The 20934-nt window shown below is 68.4% G+C and carries 24 protein-coding genes; 13 read left to right on the top strand and 11 right to left on the bottom strand.

All coding sequences use genetic code 11. The annotated features are described in order from the left end of the window. Window positions 1-306: 306 nt before the first annotated feature. Complete coding sequence (locus tag ACQ66H_RS20785) at window positions 307-1071, bottom strand: adenosylcobinamide-GDP ribazoletransferase (protein WP_430432301.1); 765 nt, start codon at window positions 1069-1071, stop codon at window positions 307-309. Window positions 1072-1102: 31 nt separating this feature from the next. Further along, on the bottom strand, window positions 1103-2152 hold the full coding sequence (gene cobT / locus ACQ66H_RS20780; RefSeq protein ID WP_430432300.1) for a nicotinate-nucleotide--dimethylbenzimidazole phosphoribosyltransferase: 1050 nt from the start codon (window positions 2150-2152) through the stop codon (window positions 1103-1105). A 99-nt stretch (window positions 2153-2251) separates the two neighbouring features. On the opposite strand from cobT, the gene ACQ66H_RS20775 reads away from it, so the two are divergent. The 12 genes from ACQ66H_RS20775 (at window position 2252) to ACQ66H_RS20720 (ending at window position 12786) form a co-directional block, all read left to right on the top strand. Continuing rightward, window positions 2252-3127: a DMT family transporter gene (locus ACQ66H_RS20775; protein WP_430432299.1), complete on the top strand. Its 876-nt coding sequence runs from the start codon at window positions 2252-2254 to the stop codon at window positions 3125-3127. A 178-nt stretch (window positions 3128-3305) separates the two neighbouring features. Then, the gene (locus ACQ66H_RS20770) at window positions 3306-3635 is read left to right on the top strand and encodes a c-type cytochrome (protein ID WP_430432298.1); all 330 of its coding nucleotides are present in this window, start codon (window positions 3306-3308) and stop codon (window positions 3633-3635) included. A gap of 156 nt (window positions 3636-3791) precedes the next feature. Then, the gene (locus ACQ66H_RS20765) at window positions 3792-4721 is read left to right on the top strand and encodes an acyl-CoA desaturase (protein ID WP_430432297.1); all 930 of its coding nucleotides are present in this window, start codon (window positions 3792-3794) and stop codon (window positions 4719-4721) included. 243 nt (window positions 4722-4964) lie between these two features. Then, complete coding sequence (locus ACQ66H_RS20760) at window positions 4965-6149, top strand: nidogen-like domain-containing protein (RefSeq protein ID WP_430435575.1); 1185 nt, start codon at window positions 4965-4967, stop codon at window positions 6147-6149. Window positions 6150-6294: 145 nt separating this feature from the next. Continuing rightward, a complete protein-coding gene (locus ACQ66H_RS20755) occupies window positions 6295-7497 on the top strand; it encodes a branched-chain amino acid ABC transporter substrate-binding protein (protein WP_430432295.1) in 1203 nt (400 codons plus the stop codon). Window positions 7498-7615: 118 nt separating this feature from the next. Beyond that, window positions 7616-8539, top strand: coding sequence for a branched-chain amino acid ABC transporter permease (locus ACQ66H_RS20750; RefSeq protein ID WP_430435574.1), 924 nt, complete (start codon window positions 7616-7618; stop codon window positions 8537-8539). Continuing rightward, entirely contained in the window at window positions 8536-9636 is a 1101-nt protein-coding gene (locus ACQ66H_RS20745; RefSeq protein WP_430432293.1) for an ABC transporter permease subunit, read from the top strand. Before ACQ66H_RS20750 ends, ACQ66H_RS20745 begins: the two co-directional genes overlap by 4 nt. Further along, a complete protein-coding gene (locus ACQ66H_RS20740; protein ID WP_430432292.1) occupies window positions 9633-10409 on the top strand; it encodes an ABC transporter ATP-binding protein in 777 nt (258 codons plus the stop codon). Before ACQ66H_RS20745 ends, ACQ66H_RS20740 begins: the two co-directional genes overlap by 4 nt. Further along, a complete protein-coding gene (locus ACQ66H_RS20735) occupies window positions 10402-11103 on the top strand; it encodes an ABC transporter ATP-binding protein (RefSeq protein ID WP_430435573.1) in 702 nt (233 codons plus the stop codon). Before ACQ66H_RS20740 ends, ACQ66H_RS20735 begins: the two co-directional genes overlap by 8 nt. Before the next feature lie 3 nt (window positions 11104-11106). Further along, the gene (locus tag ACQ66H_RS20730) at window positions 11107-11316 is read left to right on the top strand and encodes a hypothetical protein (protein WP_430432290.1); all 210 of its coding nucleotides are present in this window, start codon (window positions 11107-11109) and stop codon (window positions 11314-11316) included. Between the two features lie 91 nt (window positions 11317-11407). Continuing rightward, window positions 11408-12235: a DNA ligase gene (locus ACQ66H_RS20725; protein ID WP_430435572.1), complete on the top strand. Its 828-nt coding sequence runs from the start codon at window positions 11408-11410 to the stop codon at window positions 12233-12235. 188 nt (window positions 12236-12423) lie between these two features. Then, the gene (locus ACQ66H_RS20720; RefSeq protein ID WP_430432288.1) at window positions 12424-12786 is read left to right on the top strand and encodes a hypothetical protein; all 363 of its coding nucleotides are present in this window, start codon (window positions 12424-12426) and stop codon (window positions 12784-12786) included. A gap of 21 nt (window positions 12787-12807) precedes the next feature. On the opposite strand, the gene ACQ66H_RS20715 is transcribed toward ACQ66H_RS20720, so the two are convergent. From ACQ66H_RS20715 to ACQ66H_RS20705, 3 genes are all read right to left on the bottom strand, one after another. Beyond that, a complete protein-coding gene (locus tag ACQ66H_RS20715; RefSeq protein ID WP_430432287.1) occupies window positions 12808-13314 on the bottom strand; it encodes a macro domain-containing protein in 507 nt (168 codons plus the stop codon). 99 nt (window positions 13315-13413) lie between these two features. Next, complete coding sequence (locus ACQ66H_RS20710; protein ID WP_430432286.1) at window positions 13414-14250, bottom strand: lysophospholipid acyltransferase family protein; 837 nt, start codon at window positions 14248-14250, stop codon at window positions 13414-13416. 24 nt (window positions 14251-14274) lie between these two features. Beyond that, window positions 14275-15033 carry a GNAT family N-acetyltransferase gene (locus ACQ66H_RS20705; RefSeq protein WP_430432285.1) on the bottom strand — a complete coding sequence of 253 codons (759 nt, stop codon included), beginning with the start codon at window positions 15031-15033 and terminating at the stop codon, window positions 14275-14277. 163 nt (window positions 15034-15196) lie between these two features. Between ACQ66H_RS20705 and ACQ66H_RS20700 the strand changes: the two genes are divergently transcribed. Then, on the top strand, window positions 15197-15997 hold the full coding sequence (locus ACQ66H_RS20700) for a peptidylprolyl isomerase (RefSeq protein ID WP_304005742.1): 801 nt from the start codon (window positions 15197-15199) through the stop codon (window positions 15995-15997). Between the two features lie 50 nt (window positions 15998-16047). On the opposite strand, the gene ACQ66H_RS20695 is transcribed toward ACQ66H_RS20700, so the two are convergent. The 6 genes from ACQ66H_RS20695 to rapZ form a co-directional block, all read right to left on the bottom strand. Further along, complete coding sequence (locus ACQ66H_RS20695) at window positions 16048-17817, bottom strand: SpoIIE family protein phosphatase (protein WP_430432284.1); 1770 nt, start codon at window positions 17815-17817, stop codon at window positions 16048-16050. A gap of 30 nt (window positions 17818-17847) precedes the next feature. Continuing rightward, window positions 17848-18189, bottom strand: a complete 342-nt coding sequence (locus ACQ66H_RS20690; RefSeq protein ID WP_430432283.1) for an STAS domain-containing protein — start codon at window positions 18187-18189, stop codon at window positions 17848-17850. Between the two features lie 91 nt (window positions 18190-18280). Then, the gene (locus tag ACQ66H_RS20685; RefSeq protein WP_430432282.1) at window positions 18281-18913 is read right to left on the bottom strand and encodes a flavin prenyltransferase UbiX; all 633 of its coding nucleotides are present in this window, start codon (window positions 18911-18913) and stop codon (window positions 18281-18283) included. After that, window positions 18910-19425, bottom strand: coding sequence for a Gx transporter family protein (locus ACQ66H_RS20680; RefSeq protein ID WP_430432281.1), 516 nt, complete (start codon window positions 19423-19425; stop codon window positions 18910-18912). The genes ACQ66H_RS20685 and ACQ66H_RS20680 overlap by 4 nt, the downstream gene beginning before the upstream one ends. Beyond that, window positions 19425-19769 carry a NusG domain II-containing protein gene (locus tag ACQ66H_RS20675; protein WP_430432280.1) on the bottom strand — a complete coding sequence of 115 codons (345 nt, stop codon included), beginning with the start codon at window positions 19767-19769 and terminating at the stop codon, window positions 19425-19427. The genes ACQ66H_RS20680 and ACQ66H_RS20675 overlap by 1 nt, the downstream gene beginning before the upstream one ends. A 26-nt stretch (window positions 19770-19795) precedes the next feature. Continuing rightward, a complete protein-coding gene (rapZ, locus tag ACQ66H_RS20670; protein WP_430435672.1) occupies window positions 19796-20644 on the bottom strand; it encodes an RNase adapter RapZ in 849 nt (282 codons plus the stop codon). Between the last annotated feature and the right edge of the window lie 290 nt (window positions 20645-20934).

Raw genomic sequence — 20934 nt, 5'->3', positions numbered from 1 at the left:
TCGATCCAGGCCCTGATCGCGAGCAAGCTCGCTCCCACAAAAAACCGGCGCCGGCCGTGAATTGGGCGCCCGCTCCTGTGGGCGCGGCCTTGGCCGCGACGCGGCGGTGATGGTCCGCCGGCTTCGATGCCGGCTGATTTCGGGGTCAGAAGACCCCTCCCACAGAACCTCGCTCTGGCTCCGGCCGTGAATCGGGCGCCCGCTCCTGTGGGAGCGGCCTTGGCCGCGACAGGGCGGCGACGGGCCGCAAGCTTCGGTTCAGGCTACTCGGGCGAGCAAGCTCACCACCACCAGGCCTAACCGCGGTCAGATCCGCGCGCTCAGCGCCACGTACACCGCCAGCTCCGCCAGTTGCTGCACGGCGCCCAGGCAGTCGCCGGTGTAGCCGCCGATGCGGCGCTGGAAGTGGCGGGCCGCGGCGACGGTGACGAGCAGCGCCAGCCCGATCACCAGGGCGATCTGTACCGGTGCGAGCAGTGACAGCGGCGCCAGACCGCACAGTGCTGCCCACAGCATGCCGCCGCCCGACAGCTTCACCGCCAGCGGTTTGGCGCGCGATACGCCGTCCGGGTCTTCGTCACGCGCGTAGCGCATCAAGTAAATCAGCGCGGTTGCGCACAGCCGCGACAGCGGATGCGCGACCAGCAGCGCGACGACCGCGCTCGCCAGCGGCAGCGCGGACAGCGCCGCCAGCTTGCCGGCCAGCATGAGCACGATGCCGAGGGCGCCGTACGCGCCGATGCGCGAGTCCTTCATGATGGTCAGGATCTGTTCGTGCGACCAGCCGCCGCCGAAGCCGTCGCACACGTCGCCCCAGCCGTCCTCGTGGAAGGCGCCGGTCAGTCGTATCGTCACAGCGGTTGACAGCACGACCGCGAGCGCGGCCGGCAGTACCTGCCCGGTCGCCCACAACACAGCGGCGCCGGCGGCGCCGACCACCCAGCCCACCGCCGGGCACCAGCGTGCGCTGGCGTTCATCAACTCGTTCGACCAGCCGACCCAGGCCGGCACCGGCAGCCGCGTGAAGAAACGCAGCGCGTTGAAGAACAGTTCGAGTTCGCGGCGGATCATCGGCGTGTCACCGTGGCGACCAGCGTGTCCTTCACGCCTTCGACACGCCAGCGGACTCGAAACTGGCCATGTCACGCAGGATGGCGGCCGCCGCGCGGACCAGCGGCCAGGCCAGCGCGGCACCGGTGCCTTCGCCGAGGCGCAGGTCGAGGTCGAGCAGGGGCAGTGCCTGCATGTGCTCGAGCTGGATGGCGTGGCCGCGCTCCTGCGAGCGGTGCGAGAACACGCAGTAGTCGCGCAGCGCCGGCGCGTGTGCCTGCGCGACCAGCGCGGCGGCCGAACTGATGAAGCCGTCGATCAGCAGCAGCATGCGCGATTGCGCGGCGCCCAGCATGGCGCCGGCCATGGTCGCGATCTCGAAGCCGCCGAAGGCGGCGAGCACCGAAAACGCGTTGCGCGGACCGTCGTAGCCGGCAGCCAGTCCGGCCAGCACGCGCTTCTTGTCGGCCAGCGCGGCGTCGCCCAGACCGGTGCCGCGGCCGACGCAGTCGTCCATCGCTGCACCGGTCAGCAGATGGGTGATCAGCGAGGCGGACGCGGTATTGCCTATGCCCATTTCGCCGAAACCGAGCACACGAGCACCACCGGCCGCGATGTCGCGGGCGATGCGGGCGCCGTTGTCCAGCGCCTGCGCGCACTGCGCAGGTGTCATCGCCGGGCCGTCGAACCAGCTGGCGGTGCCGTGCGCCACCTTGGCGTCGATCAGGCCGTCGCGGGGGCCGAAGTCGTGCGCCACGCCGCAGTCGGCGATGTGCAGCGCCATGCCGCCCTCGCGCGCCAGCACGTTGATGGCGGCGCCGCCGGCGAGGAAGTTCTCGACCATCTGCCAGGTCACGTCGGCCGGGTAGGCCGACAGGCCGCGCCCGCGCGCGTCGCGCAGCGTGCCGTGATCGCCGGCGCACACCAGCAGGTGCGGCCGGCCCGGCTCGGGTGCGGTCGAGCCCAGAACCTGACCGACCTGCAGTGCCAGCGCCTCCAGTCGGCCAAGCGCGCCGAGCGGCTTGGTCTTGTTGTCGAGGCAGGCCTGCAGCGTGACGGACAGGTCGGGGGCGGGCGGGGCGAGGTCGAAGCGGGGCGTCATGATGTTCCGGCGGCAGCAGATGCAGGCCGGCAGTTTAGCCGGCTGGCGGGCCGGGCGCCGGCCGGCGACAATGGCGGCCCGCTTCGACCCCGCTCCGCCGTGCGCACCCGTGTCGAATTCCTGCTGCTGGCGCTGATCTGGGGCGCGTCCTTCGCGCTCTACCGTGTCGCCATCCCCGAACTGGGTCTGCCGCTGACCGTCGGGCTGCGTCTTGCGTTGGCGTCGATGGCGCTGCTGGCGCTGTTTGGCTGGCCCTTGCGCGACGTTGCTGCAGGCCAGCGTCGTCGGGTGAGCGGCTGGCTGCTGCTGACCGGAGCCGGCAGCACGGCGCTGCCCTTCGTGCTGTTCGCCGAGACGGTCATGCGCTCCAGCGCCGGCTTTGCCGCGGTGCTGAACGCGACCTCTCCGCTTTTTTCGGCGCTGCTCGGCGTGTGGGTGTGGCGCGAGGCGCTGTCGCGCCCGAAGCAGCTGGGCCTGCTGCTCGGTTTTGCCGGCGTCGTGCTACTGGCCGGTCTGCGCGAGGTCGGCGGACTCAAGGTCGGACTGGACGCGGTGGCGCTTGGGCTGATCGCGTCGGCCTCCTACGGCCTGTGCGTGCAGTGGGTGCGACGCCACCTGCACGACGTGCATCCATCGGCCGTGGCCACCGGTATTTCGCTGGTCGGGGCGCTGCTGCTGCTGCCGTGGGCGCTGGCGTCGCTGCCCGATCATCTCCCCTCCTGGCGCCCCTTGCTGGCGGTAGCGGTGCTCGGACTGGTGTCAACCGCACTGGCCAACGCGCTGTATTTCCGCCTCATCGGCCGCATGGGGGCGACGCAGGCGTTGAGCGTCACTTTCCTGATCCCGCCCTTCGCCATGCTGTGGGGCCATCTGCTGTTCGACGAGCGGCCGACGCTGGCGATGCTGGCGAGCACCGTCATCATCCTGGTCGGTACGGCGCTCAGCCTGGGCTGGCGGCGAACGTCCGGGCGCTGATCCCGGTCAACGCGCGGCGGCTGGCCGTCGTTGTATCTGGGGCAGGCTGCACGGCACGCTCTTGTTCACCTGCTGTCGGCTGGCTTAGACTTGCGGGCCGCGCCGCCGAGCCTGCGCCGGATCTGCCCGGCCCCGCGACCCACTGAACGTTGGATCAACCACTCCGTCGAGGAACACCATGAAAACCCTGATTTCCGCCGTCGTCTGCGCCGCAGCGCTCGTGAGCGCGCCGGCTTTCGCCAGCAAGGACCTGGCCACCGCCAAGGGCTGTCTGGCCTGTCATTCGCAGGGCGCTGACACCAAGATCGGTCCGGGCTACCAGGCTGTCGCGAAGAAGTACGCCGGCCAGAAGGACGCCGAAGCCAAGGTCGCCGCTTTCATCAAGGCCGGTACGCCGGCCGGTACCAAGCCGTCCTGGGGCGGTCCGATGCCGATGCCCGCGCAATCGGCACTGTCGGACGCCGATGCCAAGACGTTGGCTGCCTGGGTGCTTGCCGGCGCCAAGTAAGCGGATCGTCGGGCACCGAAAGAGCCGGCCGTATGGCCGGCTTTTTTCGTTGACCGCTCGAAATGGGGGCAAGGGGCGGCTGTATTCGACGCATCGGCTGCAATACCCCGCTTGCTAGACTCGCGCCCGGCACCCCCTTTCCGGAGAAGGTCGAGCATGAGCGCAACAGCGTCCCGCACGCATTACGGCAAGCAGGTCACCGAGTCGATCAACCAGACACGGGTGCGCTACGTCATCCTGTTCGCTGCCGCGATCGCCACCCCCTTCATCTATCCGCCGACCTGGCCGCTGGTGTGGCTGGCGCTGGCGAGCTACGCAGTGCGCATGTTCGGCGTCGAAGGCATCTACCACCGCTACTTCTCGCACCGCGCCTTCAAGTGCTCGCGCCCGGTGCAGTTCATCCTTGCGGTGATTGCCTCGCAGTGCGGCCAGCACGGTCCGCTGTGGTGGGCGTCGGTGCATCGCCACCACCACCAGAATGTCGAAACCCCCGACGACCCGATCTCGCCGCGCCAGCACGGCCTGTTCCATTCGCACGTCGGCTGGGTCTGGTGCGAGCGCTACAAGGACACTGATCTCGACGTCGTGCCCGACTTCGCGCGCTACCCGGAAATCCTCTGGGTGAACAAGCACTACACGCTGCTCATGCTGTCCGGCGCCTTCTTCATATGGCTGCTGGCGCAGGCAGGTGCCTTCGGTCCGACCGTCAGCGGCGGTGCGGCGCTGATGTGGGGCTTCTTCCTGCCCACCGCGCTTGGCGTGCAGACGGTGTCCATGGTCAATTCGGTCGGTCACTTCCGCTTCATGCCGGGCGGCTACCGCCGCTACGACACCGATGACGACTCGGTGAACCGCCCCCTGCTCGCGTTGCTCACCTTCGGCGGCGGCTGGCACAACAACCACCACCGCTACGGCGCCAGCGCGCGTGCCGGCTTCGCCTGGTACGAAATCGACGTCACCTTCTACATCCTGAAGGCGATGGCCGCGCTCGGCCTCATCAGCGATCTGCGCGAACGCCTGCCGGACGACGTGCGCGAAGAGGGCGGGCTGGGCCCGCTGCCGGCCGGCGACAAGGTGCGCAGCTGAGCGATCACGCGCAATGCGTCAGCCGTGACCCGCATCACGCATCGCCTCAGCTCACATCAGGCCGTTTCGAGCGGTGTTGTGCTACGGACTTCCGGACGGTCGTGTCGGCCCGCCTTACACCGCTGAAACGGCGTGCCGCCGCCATATGCCGTAGGTCGATGATCCGAAAGGACTAATACTAAAGTCATACGTTTTGGCACATGACTTGCTGACGCCCGGTCGAACATTACCGGAGCGTTACAGATGAAATTCCGCACCCTTCTCCTGCCCGCGCTGATCGCCACGCTGTCCGGCGGCGCGCAGGCTGTCTCAATGCTCGACTTCGGCGTGGGCGACCGTGGCTACGGTACGCAGTTTCTGGCCGCCAACGACGACGGCTCGACCAACCAGCTGCCGCTGCCGTTCGACATCGATTTCTTCGGTCAGACCTTCAGCAATTTCTTTGTCAACAACAACGGCAACATCAGCTTCCTGTCGGCGATCGGCACCTACACGCCCGACCCCTTTCCGATCTCCAGCCAGCCGATGATTGCGCCCTTCTGGGGTGACGTCAACACGCGCGGCACCGGCAATGTGTGGATCCATTCGCCGAACGCCAACACGCTTGCAGTCACCTGGGATGCCGTCGGCTACTACAGCTCCGCGACCGACAAGACCAACAGTTTCCAGCTGGTGCTGCGCAACCAGGGCGGCGGCAATTTCGACGTCAACTTCCGCTACGAGCGACTGGAGTGGACCACCGGTGACGCCAGCGGCGGCTCGAATGGCCTGGGCGGCATTCCGGCGCAGGCCGGCTACGACGCCGGTGACGGCGTCAATTACCTGACGCTGCCCGGTTCGCGCACCGGCGACGTGCTGAACCTGCAGCACACCACCAATGTGGCAGGCGGCGAAGCCGGCCTGTGGTCGTTCGCGATCCGCAATGGTCAGCTGCCGGGCTCCTCGGCCTCCAACCCGCTGATGCCGGTGGCCAGCGACGAGGGCTGGAACTTCGACTTCAACGTGGTCGCCGGCACGCCGGTGTTCATCGATCCGGACATCGCCATCGGCTACGACTACATCGTCAACGGCGGCCCCTCGATCACCTCGGTGTTGCTGCCGACCTTCGGTGACGGCCTGTACGACCTGTGGCTGTGGAACGGCGAAGCCTGGGTGGCGAGCGGCGACGTGCTGACCGGCGGCGTCACCTTCACCTTTGCCGAGGCGGTCACCCGTTTCCGCATCCTCGGCATCGAGGAGGGCGCGGCGCTTGATCCGCTGAACCCGACCGCCTTCGTGACCGGCCTCACCTTCAGCGAGACCGGCCCGGTGTCGATGTCGCAGAACCCCATCGTCGTGACGGTGCCGGTTCCCGAGCCGGAAACCTATGCGATGTTCCTCGCCGGTCTCGGTCTGATTGCCGCCGCGCGTCGCCGCATGGCACGCTGATTGCCGTTCGTTGATGCAGACTGACGATGCCGGTGCGCTTGTGCGCACCGGCATCGTCGTTTCTGCCGCATCCAAATTGACGCTCCGGGCGCCCGCCCGCAAAATCCGGGGCTGACAACCTTTCAGCCCCTCGCGGAGATTCCACATGACCCTGATCACCCCGTCGCGCCCGCTGTCCGCACTCGTGGCCCTGTCGGCCTGCCTGCTCGCCGCCTGCGGTCCGAAGGAAGAGGCCGCCGTGCCGGCCGTGACCGCCGATGCCGGCGAGGCCACGATCACCATCCGCCTCGGTCATGTGGCGCCGCTGACCGGCCCGCAGGCCCACCTCGGCAAGGACAACGAGAATGGTGCGCGACTGGCCATCGACGATCTGAATGCCGAGAAGATCCTGATCGGCGGCAAGGTGGCGAAGTTCGAACTGCTGGGCGAGGACGACCAAGCCGATCCGCGTCAGGGCACCACGGTGGCGCAGAAGCTGGCCGATGCCCGCGTGCATGCGGTGATCGGTCACCTGAACAGCGGCACGACGATTCCTGCGTCGCGCATCTATCACGACGCAGGCATCGTCCAGGTGTCGCCGTCCGCCACCAATCCGACCTATACGCGGCAGGGCTACAAGACGGCGTTCCGCGTGTTCGCCGACGACGTGCAGCAAGGCAGCGTGCTCGGCAGCTTCGCCATGAGCAAGCTGGGCGCGAAGAAGATCGCCATCATCGATGACCGCACCGCCTACGGTCAGGGCCTGGCCGACGAGTTCGAGAAGGCGGCCAAGGCGGCCGGCGCCGAGGTGGTCACCCGCGAATACACGACCGACAAGGAAACGGACTTCGCCGCCATTCTGACCAAGGTGAAGTTGACCAAGCCCGACCTCGTGTTCTACGGCGGCATGGACACCCAGGCCGGTCCGATGGCGCGTCAGCTGAAGACGCTGGGCATTACCGCGCCGATGCTGTTCGGCGACGGCGCCTGCACGGTTGAATTCCACAAGCTGGCAGGCGAGGGCGCCGAAGGCCACTACTGCTCGCTGCCCGGTGTGCCGCTGGACCAGATGGCGGGTGGCACCGCCTTCCGCGACCGCTACAAGGCGAAGTACAACACCGACATCCAGCTCTATGCCCCCTATGCCTATGACGCGGTGCGCGTGGTGGCCGAGGCGATGAAGCAGGTCGGCTCGACCGAAACGGCGAAATTCCTGCCGGCGCTGGCGGCGCTGAACTACCCGGGTCTGAGCGCGCAGATCCAGTTCGACGAAAAGGGCGACATCAAGGACGGCGCGGTCACGCTGTATCAGGCCAAGGGCGGCGCATGGTCGGCGCTCGAAACGATGGGCGGCAAGCCGAGCAACTGAGCGCCAACTGAGCGGCACAATGCAGTCCTGCGCGTCCGCAGCGGCCCCGGGCCGGGCGGCGCGCATCGCCGGCGCCTGATCGGCGCTTCCATCTTCTCCCGGCCTCCCTCGATACCTCGTGGACATCTTCATCCAGCAGATCATCAACGGTCTGGTGCTCGGCAGCATCTACGCGCTGGTCGCCCTCGGCTACACGATGGTCTATGGCATTCTCGGCCTGATCAATTTCGCCCATGGTGAAGTGGTGATGATCGGCGCGCTGACCGCGCTGACCGCCATTGGCCTGCTGGTGCCGAGCGGCCTGCCCGGCCCCGCCGTCGTGCTCGGCGGTCTGCTGATCGCGATTCCGGTGTGCATGGCGGTCGGCTTCACGATAGAGCGCGTCGCCTACCGGCCGCTGCGCAACGCCCCGCGGCTGGCGCCGCTGATCACCGCGATCGGCGTGTCCATCGTGCTGCAGCAGCTGGCGATGATCGGCTGGGGCCGCAACTACCACACCTTTCCACCGCTGCTGCCGGCAGCACCGCACCAGTTCCTCGGCGCGGCCATCACCGACCTGCAGATCATCATCATCGCCACCGCGGCGGCGCTGATGGCGGCGCTGGTCTGGCTGGTCACCCGCACCCGGCTCGGCCGTGCGATGCGCGCCACCGCCGAGAACCCGGCGGTGGCGCGGCTGATGGGCGTGGATGTCAACCGCGTCATTTCCTTCACCTTCGTACTCGGCTCGGCACTGGCCGCGGTGGCCGGCGTCATGGTGGCGGCCAACTACTCGATCGCGCATTACGCGATGGGCTTCATGCTCGGGCTGAAGGCCTTCACCGCGGCGGTGCTGGGCGGCATCGGCAACCTCGGCGGCGCCATGCTGGGCGGTCTGCTGCTGGGCATCATCGAAAGCCTGGCCGCCGGCTACATCGGCGACCTGACCGGCGGTTTCCTCGGCAGCCATTACAAGGACGTGTTCGCCTTCTTCGTGCTCATCCTGGTGCTGGTGTTCCGGCCGTCCGGCCTGATGGGCGAGAAAGTGGCGGAGCGCGCATGAGCGTCGATCCGAAACTGAAGGCCAGGCTGGGCGTCGTGCTGATCGGCGTGGCACTGGCGGTGCTGCCCTTCGTCGTCGGTGCCGGCTTCGGCAATTCCTGGGTGCGCATCATCGATTTCGCGCTGCTCTACATCATGCTGGCGCTCGGGCTGAACATCGTGGTCGGTTTCGCCGGCCTGCTCGATCTCGGCTACATCGCCTTTTACGCGGTCGGTGCCTATCTGTATGCGCTGCTGTCCAGCCCGCATCTGGCGATCGCCTTCCCGCAGGTTTTCGCCGCCGCGCCAGGCTGGCCGGTGTGGGCGGTGCTGCCGCTCGGCGCGCTGGTCGCGGGCCTGTTCGGCGTGCTGCTGGGCGCGCCGACGCTGAAGCTGCGCGGCGACTACCTGGCCATCGTGACGCTGGGCTTCGGCGAAATCATCCGCATCTTCCTGAACAACCTGAATGCGCCGGCCAACATCACCAACGGCCCGCAAGGCATCAACAACATCGCCGCCGCGCAGATCGGCGGTCACGCGCTGAACCGGCCGCTGGAGCTGTTCGGCTTCACGCTGCCCGGTGTGTACCTGCAGTATTACTTCTTCCTCGCGCTGACCCTGATCGTCGTCTTCGTCTGCATGCGGCTGCAGGATTCGCGGCTGGGCCGCGCCTGGGTCGCCATCCGCGAGGACGAGGTCGCCGCGCGCGCCTGCGGCATCAACACGCGCAATGTGAAACTGCTGGCCTTCGGCCTCGGTGCCACCTTCGGCGGCGTGGCCGGCGGCCTGTTCGCCGGCTTCCAGGGCTTCGTCAGCCCGGAATCCTTCGGCCTGCTCGAATCCATCATGGTGCTGTGCATGGTGGTGCTCGGTGGCATGGGCAATATCGCCGGTGTCATCCTCGGTGCGGTGCTGCTGGCGCTGCTGCCCGAGGCGCTGCGCTGGGGGGCGGTGCCGCTGCAGCAGACGCTGTTCGGCAAGGTGCTGATCGATCCGGAATCGCTGCGTCTGCTGCTGTTCGGCATCGCGCTGGTGGTCGTGATGCGCTGGCGCCCGGCCGGGCTGTGGCCATCGGCGCTGCGCAAGCGCGAACTGGCGGCGCACGGGGAGGCGGCATGAGCACGCCCCTGCTCGAAGCGAGCGGCATCAGCAAGCGCTTCGGCGGCGTGCAGGCGCTGCGCGACGTGTCGCTGGCGATACGCGCCGGCGAGGTGTACGGCCTGATCGGGCCCAATGGCGCCGGCAAGACCAGCTTCTTCAACGTGCTGACCGGCCTGTACAGCGCCGACCAGGGCGAGGTGCGCTTCAATGGCCAGCCGCTGCCGCTGGGCGTGCCGCACCACATCGCCGGTGTCGGCATCGCCCGCACCTTCCAGAACATCCGGCTGTTCGGCGCGATGAGCGCGCTGGAGAACGTGATGGTGGGCCGCCACATCCGGCTGCGCACCGGCGTGCTCGGCGCCATCCTGCGTACGCCGGCGGCGCGGCGCGAGGAGGCCGACACCGAGGCGCGCGCGCATGCGCTGCTGCGCTATGTCGGCATCGACCGTCTGGCCAACCAGCAGGCCACCCATCTGAGCTACGGCGACCAGCGCCGGCTGGAGATCGCCCGCGCGCTGGCCACCGAACCGAAGCTGCTGGCGCTGGACGAACCGGCCGCCGGCATGAACGCGACCGAAACCGTTGGTCTGCGCGCGCTGATCGAGAAATTGCGCGGCGACGGCATGACCGTGCTGCTGATCGAGCACGACGTGAAACTGGTGATGGGGCTGTGCGACCGCGTCGCGGTGCTCGATTACGGCGAGAAGATCGCCGAGGACGTGCCGGACGTGGTGCGGCGCGACCCGCGCGTGATCGCCGCCTATCTCGGTACGGAGGCGGCAGATGCTTGAGGTGCGCGCACTGGAAGTGCATTACGGCGGCATCTGCGCCGTGCGCGGCGTTGACCTCGATGTCGCCACCGGCGAGAAGGTGGCGTTGATCGGCGCCAACGGCGCCGGCAAGACCAGCACGTTGAAAGCCATCGCCCGCATGCTGCCGGCGCGCGGCAGCGTCAAGCTGGATGGCGAGGCGATCGAGCACGCGCCGCCGCACCTGCTGGTGCGCAAGGGCCTGGCGCTGGTGCCGGAAGGCCGCGGTGTATTCGCCCGGCTGTCGGTGCTGGAAAACCTCGAGATGGGCGCCTACGTACGCGACGACAAGGCGACCATAGCCGCCGATATCGAGCGCGTGTTCGGCCTGCTGCCGCGGCTGAAGGAGCGCGCAGGGCAGACCGCCGGCACGCTGTCCGGCGGCGAGCAGCAGATGGTGGCGATCGGCCGCGCGCTGATGAGCCGGCCACGCATCCTGCTGCTCGACGAGCCGTCGATGGGGCTGTCGCCCATCATGGTCAACACTGTGTTCGAGGTGATCCGCGAAGTCGCGCGCGAAGGCGTCACGCTGCTGCTGGTCGAACAGAACGCGCGGCTCGCGCTGTCGCTGTGCGACCGCGGCTGCGTGATGGATGGCGGCGAAATCACGCTGACCGCACCGGCGGCCGAACTGCTGGACAACCCGGCGGTGCGCGCCGCCTATCTCGGGGAGTAAGCCGTGATTCGCCCGATCGCCGCCATCACCGTGCTGACCTGCGTACTGGCGGGCTGCAGCAGCCGGCAGGTCTATGACAGCGCGGCCGGCTGGCGCCAGAACGAGTGCGACCGCATCGTCGATGCGGCCGAACGCAGCCGCTGCCTGGATACGGCGAACCTCGAATACGAGCGCTACCAGCGCGAGCGCGACAAGGCCGGCGAAGCGCGCTGAACGTCCGCAACAAGCTGCACGAGTGCGCGCCTCGGCGTTTGCCATTGTCATGAAGCGGGATAATCGCGGCTCCGTCACCGGAGTCCCGACCATGCGCGTGCTGCTGTTCTGTCTTTGCGGCTTGTTTCCGTCATTCGCTGTCGCCGACCCGCTGCCGCCGATGCTGGCGCAGCGTGCGCCCGCCGACATCGACCCGACGCCCTACTGGATAAGCGAAAAGCTCGACGGTGTCCGCGCCCGCTGGGACGGGCAGGCGCTGCGCCTGCGCAACGGTGCGGCCGTCGCCGCGCCGGCGTGGTTCGTCGTACCGCTGCCCGGATACCCGCTCGACGGCGAGCTGTGGCTGGGGCGTGGCCGCTTCGACGAGCTGTCCGGCATCGTCCGCCGTGAGCGCTCGACCGACGCCGACTGGCGCGCGGTGCGCTACATGCTGTTCGACCTGCCGGGTGCCGACGGCGATTTTTCGCAGCGGCTGGCGCGTATGCAGCAGCTGGTCGAGGCGATCGGTGTCGACTGGATACGCGTCGTGCCGCAGCAGCGACTCGCCGACCGCGCCGCGCTGCAGGCGCTGTTCGACGCGGTCGTCGCCGGTGGTGGCGAGGGCCTGATGCTGCACCGGGCCGACGCGCACTGGACAGCCGGCCGCAGCGACGCACTGCTCAAGCTCACCCCCTTTCTCGACGCCGAAGCAACCGTGCTCGCCCACCTGCCGGGCAAGGGCCGTCATCGCGGCCGGCTGGGTGCGCTCGAGGTGACCGACGCAGCGGGTCGCCGTTTCCGCATCGGCAGCGGCTTCACCGACGCCCAGCGTGCGGCGCCGCCGGCCATCGGCGCCGTCGTCACCTACCGCTATCGTGAGCTGACGCCGCGCGGCCAGCCGCGCTTTCCGGTTTTCCTGCGCGAGCGCCTGCTGCCCTAGCGCATGCCGAGGGAAGCAGTCCCGGGCGCGGCGATGCCGATGGGCGCAAAGGCGGGGATGTGCACCCGATCGAACGAGGCGATCGTCCTCACCGCGTCGCTGCGGCCGCAGCGACTGAGGCAGGGTGTTTACGCTGCGATGCCGGACACGGAGGCATTTGCATGCACATCAAACACACAGCAGTCTCGATGACCCTTTTGCTGGTTGCTGCCGGCGCGCAGGCGCAGGTGCTGGACCGGCCGACGCTGGCCGAGCGGCTGGCCGCGTGCTCTGCAATCTATGGCGACATCGCGGCCGCGCATCCGCAAGCGAGCCGTACCGTGCGTGTGCAGTACGCTGCGAAGAACTACCTCTCGCTGGCCATGCGCCTGGGCGAACGCCCGCAGGTCGCGGCCGTGCTGGCGCGCGAGCGCAAGGCGCTGGCCGAACGTCGCGCCGACCCTGCGCAGGCGCAGGGGCTGGACGACGCGTTCGCGCGGCGCGACGACGAGTGCAACCGCCTGCTCGAACACAATATGGCGCTGATCGACAGCCTGCGCGACGGGCGCTGAGCGCCTGCCGCACCGACGGCGTCAGTGCAGCTTCTCGTCCGCCACCACGTCCTTGCGATAGGTTTCATAGACGACGACCGGAATGCCCAGCGGTGCCAGATGCTGTTCGATCAGCGGCTTCACCTCGGCCCACTCCAGACCGCCGACGCCGGTGGCCAGCCGCGGCAGGGCCACGCTGGTGGCGCCGATCGCCTGCAGGTGCCGGGCCAGCGCCTTCAGCGCGTGATGCACGTGCTCGACCGTCGCCTTGCCCGGTTTTGCCGCCGGGCCTTCGCCCACCATGTCCTGGGTGAGCATGTTCACGATGTTGCGCGTGCTGCCGTCGTTATCGACGCCGGCCCACGACCACACCTCGCCCGGCGCCATGTGGCGGCCGTGCTGCGCGTGCCGGTAGTCGCGCGCCATCGACGGCCAGCGCTCGCGCAGCGCCAGCGCCAGACCGTGGTCGAAACGTTCGCGCACGGCGATGCCGTGGGCGATGACCTGGGCGCGCGTAAAAAGAATGTCGCCGGTGACTTCGCGGATCATGCGGTTCTCCTCGTACCGTCCGGTCTGCGGCACCGTGCCGCAGCCTCCGATTCCACGGTACGCCGCCGTGCTGTGCGGCCGTTGATCCGAATCAACTGTTCAGGCGGTCGCGCTCACCTGGGCGTGCGTCACCTGCGCCAGATCCTGCCGCGTCAGGCCGTGCGAGGGCAGGGCCGGCAGCAGTTCGACGCGCGCCACCGTGCGCGGAGCGCGCGCCAGCATGCAGACCGACTGCCAGAAGCTCACGTCGTCGATGTAGGCGGCGGCGTCCGAGTGCTCGCCGCGATGATCGACATAGCGCAGGCGCACCGGTTTGACCGCGCGGCCGGCGTCGATCGCGGCCTGGAACAGCGCGGCGCGAAAGGGCAGCACGGCGCGGCCGTCGGTGGTCGTGCCCTCGGGGAACACCATCACGCTGCGCCCGCAGCTGAGCGAACCGACCAGCCGGTCACGCACCTCGGCCGCCGAACTGCGGCTGGCGCGACGGATGAACACCGTGTGGTTGCGCGCCACCAGCCAGCCGAGCAGCGGCCAGCTGCGCACCTCGTCCTTGCAGACGAAAGACAGCGGCGAGATGGCGTTGATCACGAACACGTCCACCCAGGAGATGTGATTGCTCACCAGCAGCTGGCCGGGCCGCGGCAGCGGCCCCTGCGCCTGCAGTTCGACACCGAGCACGCCGAGCAGCTGGCGCGACCAGCGTGCGCGCATCTTGCGTTGCGTGCGCTCGCCGACCAGCGGATAGAGCAGGGCGACGCGTGAACAGCCGGCGGCCAGATGCACGGCCAGCCGCGCGATGCGCCAGGTCATGCGCGCCTGTGCGCGCAGGCCGGAAGTGTGGTGCGTGGCCGCGGCGGCACGCGCGGCGACGGGGTGGTGCGGATGAGGGTGCGACAAGGGAAGATCGAGGTCGGCAAACAGACTGATGACAGACATCTTACGTCCTCCCCGGTTCGCGGATCAGGCGGCGCGCTGTACGAAGTGGCGGGCGTAGCGCGCATCCAGCTTGGCCATGGTGAGCAGCAGCGGCAGGTCGGCGGTGTTGAAGTCCGGGTCCCAGGCCGGTTCGCCGCACACCTCGGCGCCAGCGCGGATATAGCCCTTGACCAGCGGCGGCAGGACACTGCCGGCGTTCGGTGTCAGGCGCTCCAGCGGCAGCCGCACCTTCGGGAACACGCGGTATTCGGCCGGCGCCATGTGCGCGCTCAGGCCGGCCCAGATGGCCGCCGCATTGTGGCCGCCGTCGGCCAGCCCGATGCTGGCGCAGCCGATCAGGTACTGGTGGCCACCGTCCAGCATGTAGCGCGCAAGACCGGACCACAGCAGCGCGATCACCGCCGCGTTGTTGCGGTAGTCGGCGTCGATGCAGGAGCGGCCGATCTCCACCATCTGCGAGCGCAGGTGGTCGAGCCGGCCGAGGTCGAATTCGGTTTCCGAGTAGTAGCCGCCGGTGCGCCGCGCCGCCTCGGGCGGCAGGATGCGGTAGCAGCCGACGATGCGGCCGTTGTCCTCGTCGCGCACGATCAGGTGTTTGCAGTGGGCGTCGAAGCGGTCGATGTCGGCGCCGTGCACCGGGCTGTCGAGCCGTGCGCCAAGTTCGTCGGCGAACACCCGCCAGCGCAGCTGCTGCGCCGCCAGCACCTCGGATTCGCAGGCCGCCAGCGTGACGCTGAGGTTGCGCTGGGCACGCCGTTCGCGTGCCGAATCGATCTGAAGCATTCCCGTCTCCGTGAAGGGTACCGCTTCAAGATATGCAGTGCGTGTTCAGCACATATGACGTCGCGGCGACAGCACGGTTACAGCAGCCCTCGCCACACCGGCCAAAAGGGCGGTATAAGCATTCCGCTCGAACGAGCCCCACACAACCCACGAGGATGTCCTGATGAACCACCGTATCGGCGCACTTGCCGCCGCCCTGATGATGAGTGTTGCCGCCTCCGCCGTGGCCCAGACCAAGGCGCCTGCGGCCGGTGCCGCGCTGGCCAAGGTCAATGGCGTGGCCGTGCCCGCCGCGCTGGCGGATCTGCTGGTGCGCGAGCAGGTCGCCCAGGGCGCGCCCGACAACGAGGACCTGCGCAACCGTGTGCGCGAGCACCTGGTGCGCCGCGAGGTGCTGCTGCAGGCGGCACGCAAGGCCGGTACCGACAAGGTGCCGGAGGTGCAGCAGCGCATCGCCTATTCCAGTGGCGAGATGCTGGCCAACGCCTACCTGGAGCGCTGGGTCGAGAAGAACCCGGTGACCGAGGCGGCCGCCCGCGCCGAGTACGAGCGCGTGGTCGCTCAGGGCGGCCCGAACGAATACGCGTCGCGCCACATCCTGGTCGATTCCGAAGAGGTCGCGCGCGACATCATCGCCAAGCTGCAGGCCGGGACGCCGTTCGCGGAACTGGTGTCGGTGTCGAACGATCCGGGCAGCAAGGAGCGCGGCGGTGAGCTGGGCTGGTCGCGCCCGGGCTCCTTCGTTCCGGAATTCGACGCCGCCCTGCAGAAGCTGGAGAAGGGCCAGTTCACGACCGAGCCGGTCAAGACCGCCTACGGCTTCCACGTGATCCAGCTCGACGACGTGCGCCGCGCCGAAGCGCCGAAGTTCGAGGAGGTAAAGGACCGCGTGATCGAATCGATGCAGCAGCAGGCGGTGCAGACCCACATCGAATCGCTGATGTCGAAGGCCAAGGTGCAGTAAGCACGACGGGCATCCGCCGCCGTCCGCGAAGGACGTGGCGGATGCATGTTCTACGTGTGGCCGATGTAGCGCAGCGCCAGCAGCGTCACGTCGTCCGACGGCGCCTGGCCGTCGCAGAACAGGCGGGTCGCCTCGCGTACCGCGTCGATGGCGCCTGCTGCGCCGGCGCGCAGACCGGTCAGCGTCGCCAGCAGCCGCGTTTCGCCGAACAGTTCTCCGCGCGTGTTCAGCGCTTCGGTCACGCCGTCCGTGTAGAGCAGCAACTGGTCGCCCGAGCCGAGCCGGGTTTCGCCCAGTGCGTAATCGATGGTCGGGTCGATGCCGGCGATCGGGTTGCGCGGCACCTTGAGCAGTACCGGCGCGTCGCCGCGACGCAGCAGCACGGGCCGCAGATGACCGGCGTTGGCGTAGCGGAAGCTGCCATCGCGGGTGTCCAGCAGGCCGATGAACAGGCTGGCGAACAGCAGTCGTTCGTTGTTCAGCGCCAGCTTGCGGTTGGTGCGTTCCATCACCCTTTCCAGATGCCCCTTCTGCCCCTGCTTGCGTGCCGCTTCTGCGCGCAGCGTGGTCAGTGTGCGCATCATCAGCAGCGCGGCCGGCATGCCCTTGCCGCAGACGTCACCGATGGCGACGAACAGGCGGTTCTCGTCGATGAAGAAGGCGTCGAAGAAGTCGCCGCCGATCTCGCGCGCCTGCTGGATGCTCGCTTCGCACTCGATTTCCGGGTGTTCGGCGAACATCGGCGAGCGCAGCGGCAACATGCCCGACTGGATTTCCTGCGCCGTGCGCAGTTCCGACTGCAGGCGCTCCAGTACCAGCGAGCGGCGCACCTGTTCGACCACCTGGTGATTGGCCTGGCGCATGCGCGCCGCCATCAGGCGCAGCAGGTTGCGGGCGACCTGAGGCAGCGGCAGCAGCTCGGAAAAGAAGGTGTGGGCGTCGATCAGCAGCAGGCGTGTACCGGGTTCGGCCACCACCCAGGCGGACGCCGGTTCGCCGTCGATGATCGAAAGCTCGCCCGCGCATTCGCCGCTGCCGATCACCGTGTAGCCACCCTGGCCGTCAGTCGCCGGATCGTCCAGGTAGACCCGCAGCCGTCCGGCCAGCACCAGGGCCACGTGGTCGTTCTGCATGCCGGGCGCCAGCACCACGTATTCGTCTGGGTAGTCGCGCTGCGCGCAATGGGCGAGCAGGCCTTCGATCAGCGCGTAGGGCACGTCGCGGAACAGGTCGAGGCGCGAAATGAAACCGAGTGCGCGGCGCTCGCCGCCGACGCGGGCGTCTTGGCTGACACGGCTGCCGTCGGCGCGGATCAGCGGGAACACCGCGGCTTGGCGACGCCTGCGCTCGACGCCGCGGCGCACCGGGGTGCGGCTGCCGCTCGGGCTGCTGCGGCTTGGCCGGGTCCACGCCAGCGTGAGCTGGTTGCGGCCGCTGGTGCGCTCGTAACTGACCTGATCGGCGAACTGGCGCACCAGGTGCACGCCCAGTCCGCCGACGCTGGCTTCTTCCAGTGTGGCCGGGGTCACCGGCTCCGGCAGCTCCAGCGGATCGAATTCGCGGCCGTCGTCCGCCACCACCAGCTTGACCGACTGCGGCTCCAGAATCAGGTCGAGCGCGATGGTGTGCGGCGCTTCGTCGTCGAAGGCGTAGCTGACGATGTTGGCGACCAGTTCCGATGCGCACAGGTCGAGCCGGAACACCAGTTCGCTGCCCAGATCGAAGCTGTCGCCGAGCGTGCGCAACCAGGCGCTCGCAGCGGAAATGGCGCCGCTGTCGTTGATCAGGCGCAGGCTTCGGCGCGCGTGTGCGCTATGCACAGCGCACCCCGTGGAGATTTGCTCCGGCGTTCAGTCGGCCAGCGCCTTGCGCGCGGCGTCGAGGTCGTCGCACAGCGTCAGCAACTGGTTGACGCCGGCGGTCTGCAGCACGCGCCGTATCATCGGCTGCGCACCGAACATGACCAGCTTGCCGCCGCGCGAGGCCTGGCCGCGTGCCGCCGACAGCAGCGTGCGGATGCCGATCGAGGCGAGAAAGCTCACTTCCGACAGATCGATCGCAATCCTCGCCGGGTGCGTGCTGGTGGCGTAGGTGAGCGGCTGGTCCAGCGTCTCCGCGCCTTCGATGTCGAGACGACCGTCGAGCCGGATCAGGGTGATGCCGCCGTCCAGCGGCTGGCTGTCCATCTTCATGTGCGTGCTCCCGAGGTGCCCGGTCGCCTGCGGCGGCACGACCGGAAAGCCCTTCAGCTTGTTTCATCTGCATGTCAGGCGTGTGACAGCGTCAGTCGGCATCGCGCGATTCGCCCCAGCGCGGCAGCAGCGTGTGCGGAACGCGCAGCTGGTCGAGTATGCGGGCGACCACGAAATCGACCAGATCGGCGATCTCGCGCGGCTGCTGGTAGAAACCGGGCGAGGGCGGCAGGATGACCGCGCCGTTGCGCGACAGGCTCAGCATGTTCTCCAGGTGCAGGGTCGAGAAAGGCGTCTCGCGCGGCACCAGGATGAGGGTACGGCGTTCCTTCATCACGACGTCGGCGGCGCGTTCGATCAGGTTGGACGCCAGGCCGTGCGCGATCGACGCCAGCGTACCCATCGAACAGGGGCACACGACCATCGCATCGGGCGGATTCGAACCGGAGGCCGGCGGGCAGTTCCAGTCCTCGCGGCCGAACACTTCAAGCTGGCCCGGTGCGGCGTTGAAGCGCGCCGACAGTTCGCGCGCCGCCTGCTGCGGATTGGCCGGCAGCACGACATCCATCTCCTGCCGGGCGACGATCTGCGCTACCTGCGAATACACCAGCCAGACGCGACAGCCGGCGGCCAGCAGCATTTCGGTCAGGCGCAGGCCGTAAGGCATGCCGGAGGCGCCGGTCAGCGCGACGAGTATGGTGGGTGATCGGGGCGTCGAGGTCATGCCGCATTGTCCCGCAACAGCCGGTCGGCGACCACGCCATTGACGATGCCGAACACCAGCGCGGCGGCGAAGAACACGGGCGCCAGGTTGAACAGGCCGTCGTGCGGCACCAGCCAAAGCCGCGCAAGCACCAGCTGGCCGCCGATGTGGGCGAAGGCCGCAGCGACCGAGCGGCCGACTGGCCCCAGCCAGCGCCAGGGCAGTGTCTGCAGTGCGCCGAGCACCGCCAGGCTGGTCAGTGCGCCGGTGGCGGCGAGAAAGAAGCCGGGCGCGAGGAACTGCCCGGCCAGCAGGCTGCCGGCGATCACCCGCAGCACGCTGACCCAGACGGCGTCGCGCCAGCCGTGGCGGGCCAGCACGATGAGGATGACGATGTTGGCCAGACCCGGCTTCACGCCCGGCAGCGGGCTGGGAATCGCCGCCTCGATCAGGGACGCGGCGATCGCTGCGGCCGCATAGCGCGCCAGGCGACGGTCGCGCGTACTCGGCTCGACGTTGACCACGGCGCTCATCAGAACGCCACCGTGTCCTGCACGCTGTCCGGTCCGGCCAGTTGCAGCGAAATGTGGCTGGGTGCGCAGACCGCGACCGCGCCAGCGCGCGTCAGCCAGCCCTGGTGCACGCAGTACTGGCGAGGACCCGGATCGGCGGCAACGCGCGCGCGACCCGGTTCGACCTCGATCACGGTTTCGCCCTGCGCGGCCAGCGCGCCGGCGATGGCGACGCGATGCGTACCGTTCAGCGGTATTTCCGCGACGATGCGGCCATCGAGGCGCACCTGAGCCAGCGTTGGCGCAGCCCGGCCCCACTGCGCCGCGGTCGTGGCGACGGTTGCGGCCAGGCCGGCTGTGATCATCAGCCAGTCACCGGGCCGCAGGCGCGTCATTTGCCGCTCGAAGCGAGCGAACGGTGACGCAGCAGTACGCGCGCTTCCTTGCGGAAGTGTTCGGCCAGCCACTGCGTCATGTAGACCGAACGATGCTGGCCGCCGGTGCAGCCGATGGCCACCGTGAGATAGCTGCGGCTGTCCTTGATGTAGCAGGGCAGCCAGTCGTGCACGAAACGCGCAATGTCGTCGCGCATGCGCAGCACGTCCGGACTGCGCTCCAGATAGTCGATCACCGGCTGATCACAGCCGGTCTGCGGACGCAGAACCGGGTCGTAGTGGGGATTGGGCAGACAGCGCACGTCGAACACCAGATCGGCGTCGAGCGGGATGCCATGTTTGAAGCCGAAGGACTCGAACATCAGCGTCAGCCCGGAGCCCTCGTCGATCTGCACCAGTTCGCGCACCCATTTGCGCAGTACCGCCGACGGCAGGTCGCTGGTGTCGATGCGGTGACCGAGCGCGACGATGGGTTCGAGCAGATCGCGTTCGCGACGGATCGCCTCGGCCAGCGAAGTCTGGTCGTCGCCCAGCGGGTGGCGCCGCCGCGTCTCGGAAAAGCGCGCGATCAGCGCGTCGTCGCGCGCATCCAGAAACAGCGTCTGCAGTTCGGTGCCGTTGCGCAGCACACCCATCATCGGCGGCAATGCGCTCATGCTCTTGCCGGAGCGCACGTTGACCGCCACCGCGACGCGGCTGTAGCCGGCGTCACGCAGATGGCCGACCAGTTGCGGCAGCAGCGGGGCCGGTAAATTGTTCACACAAAAAAATCCGGCGTCCTCCAGCACGTTGAGCGCAACGCTCTTGCCCGAGCCGGACATGCCGCTGATCAGTACCAGGCGCATTGCGCCGCGTCGTGTTTCATTCACGTGGCTTACCTGCGAAAAAGCGTGTTCATGCAAATAACATGGTTGACACTGGGTCTGTGGAAACTACGCTGAATGAGTGCGGTCCGACGGCACGCAGCATCCGAATGCTGCCTCATGTGCTGCCCGACTGCATCCGATTCAGGATGTGGCGTGTAGCAGGGCAATCCGACCGGAGGTGTTCACCATGCGATATCTCAGACTCCAGCGCAGCCAGGCCAATCGTCGCCGTGCCGAGCGCGAAGCCGAGCGAGCCGCACTCCAGTCGC

Source organism: Methyloversatilis sp. (genome assembly GCF_965284615.1).
Classification (GTDB): domain Bacteria; phylum Pseudomonadota; class Gammaproteobacteria; order Burkholderiales; family Rhodocyclaceae; genus Methyloversatilis.
Note: the sequence above shows the minus strand (reverse complement) of the source record. Positions and strands in the feature narration are given on the sequence as shown.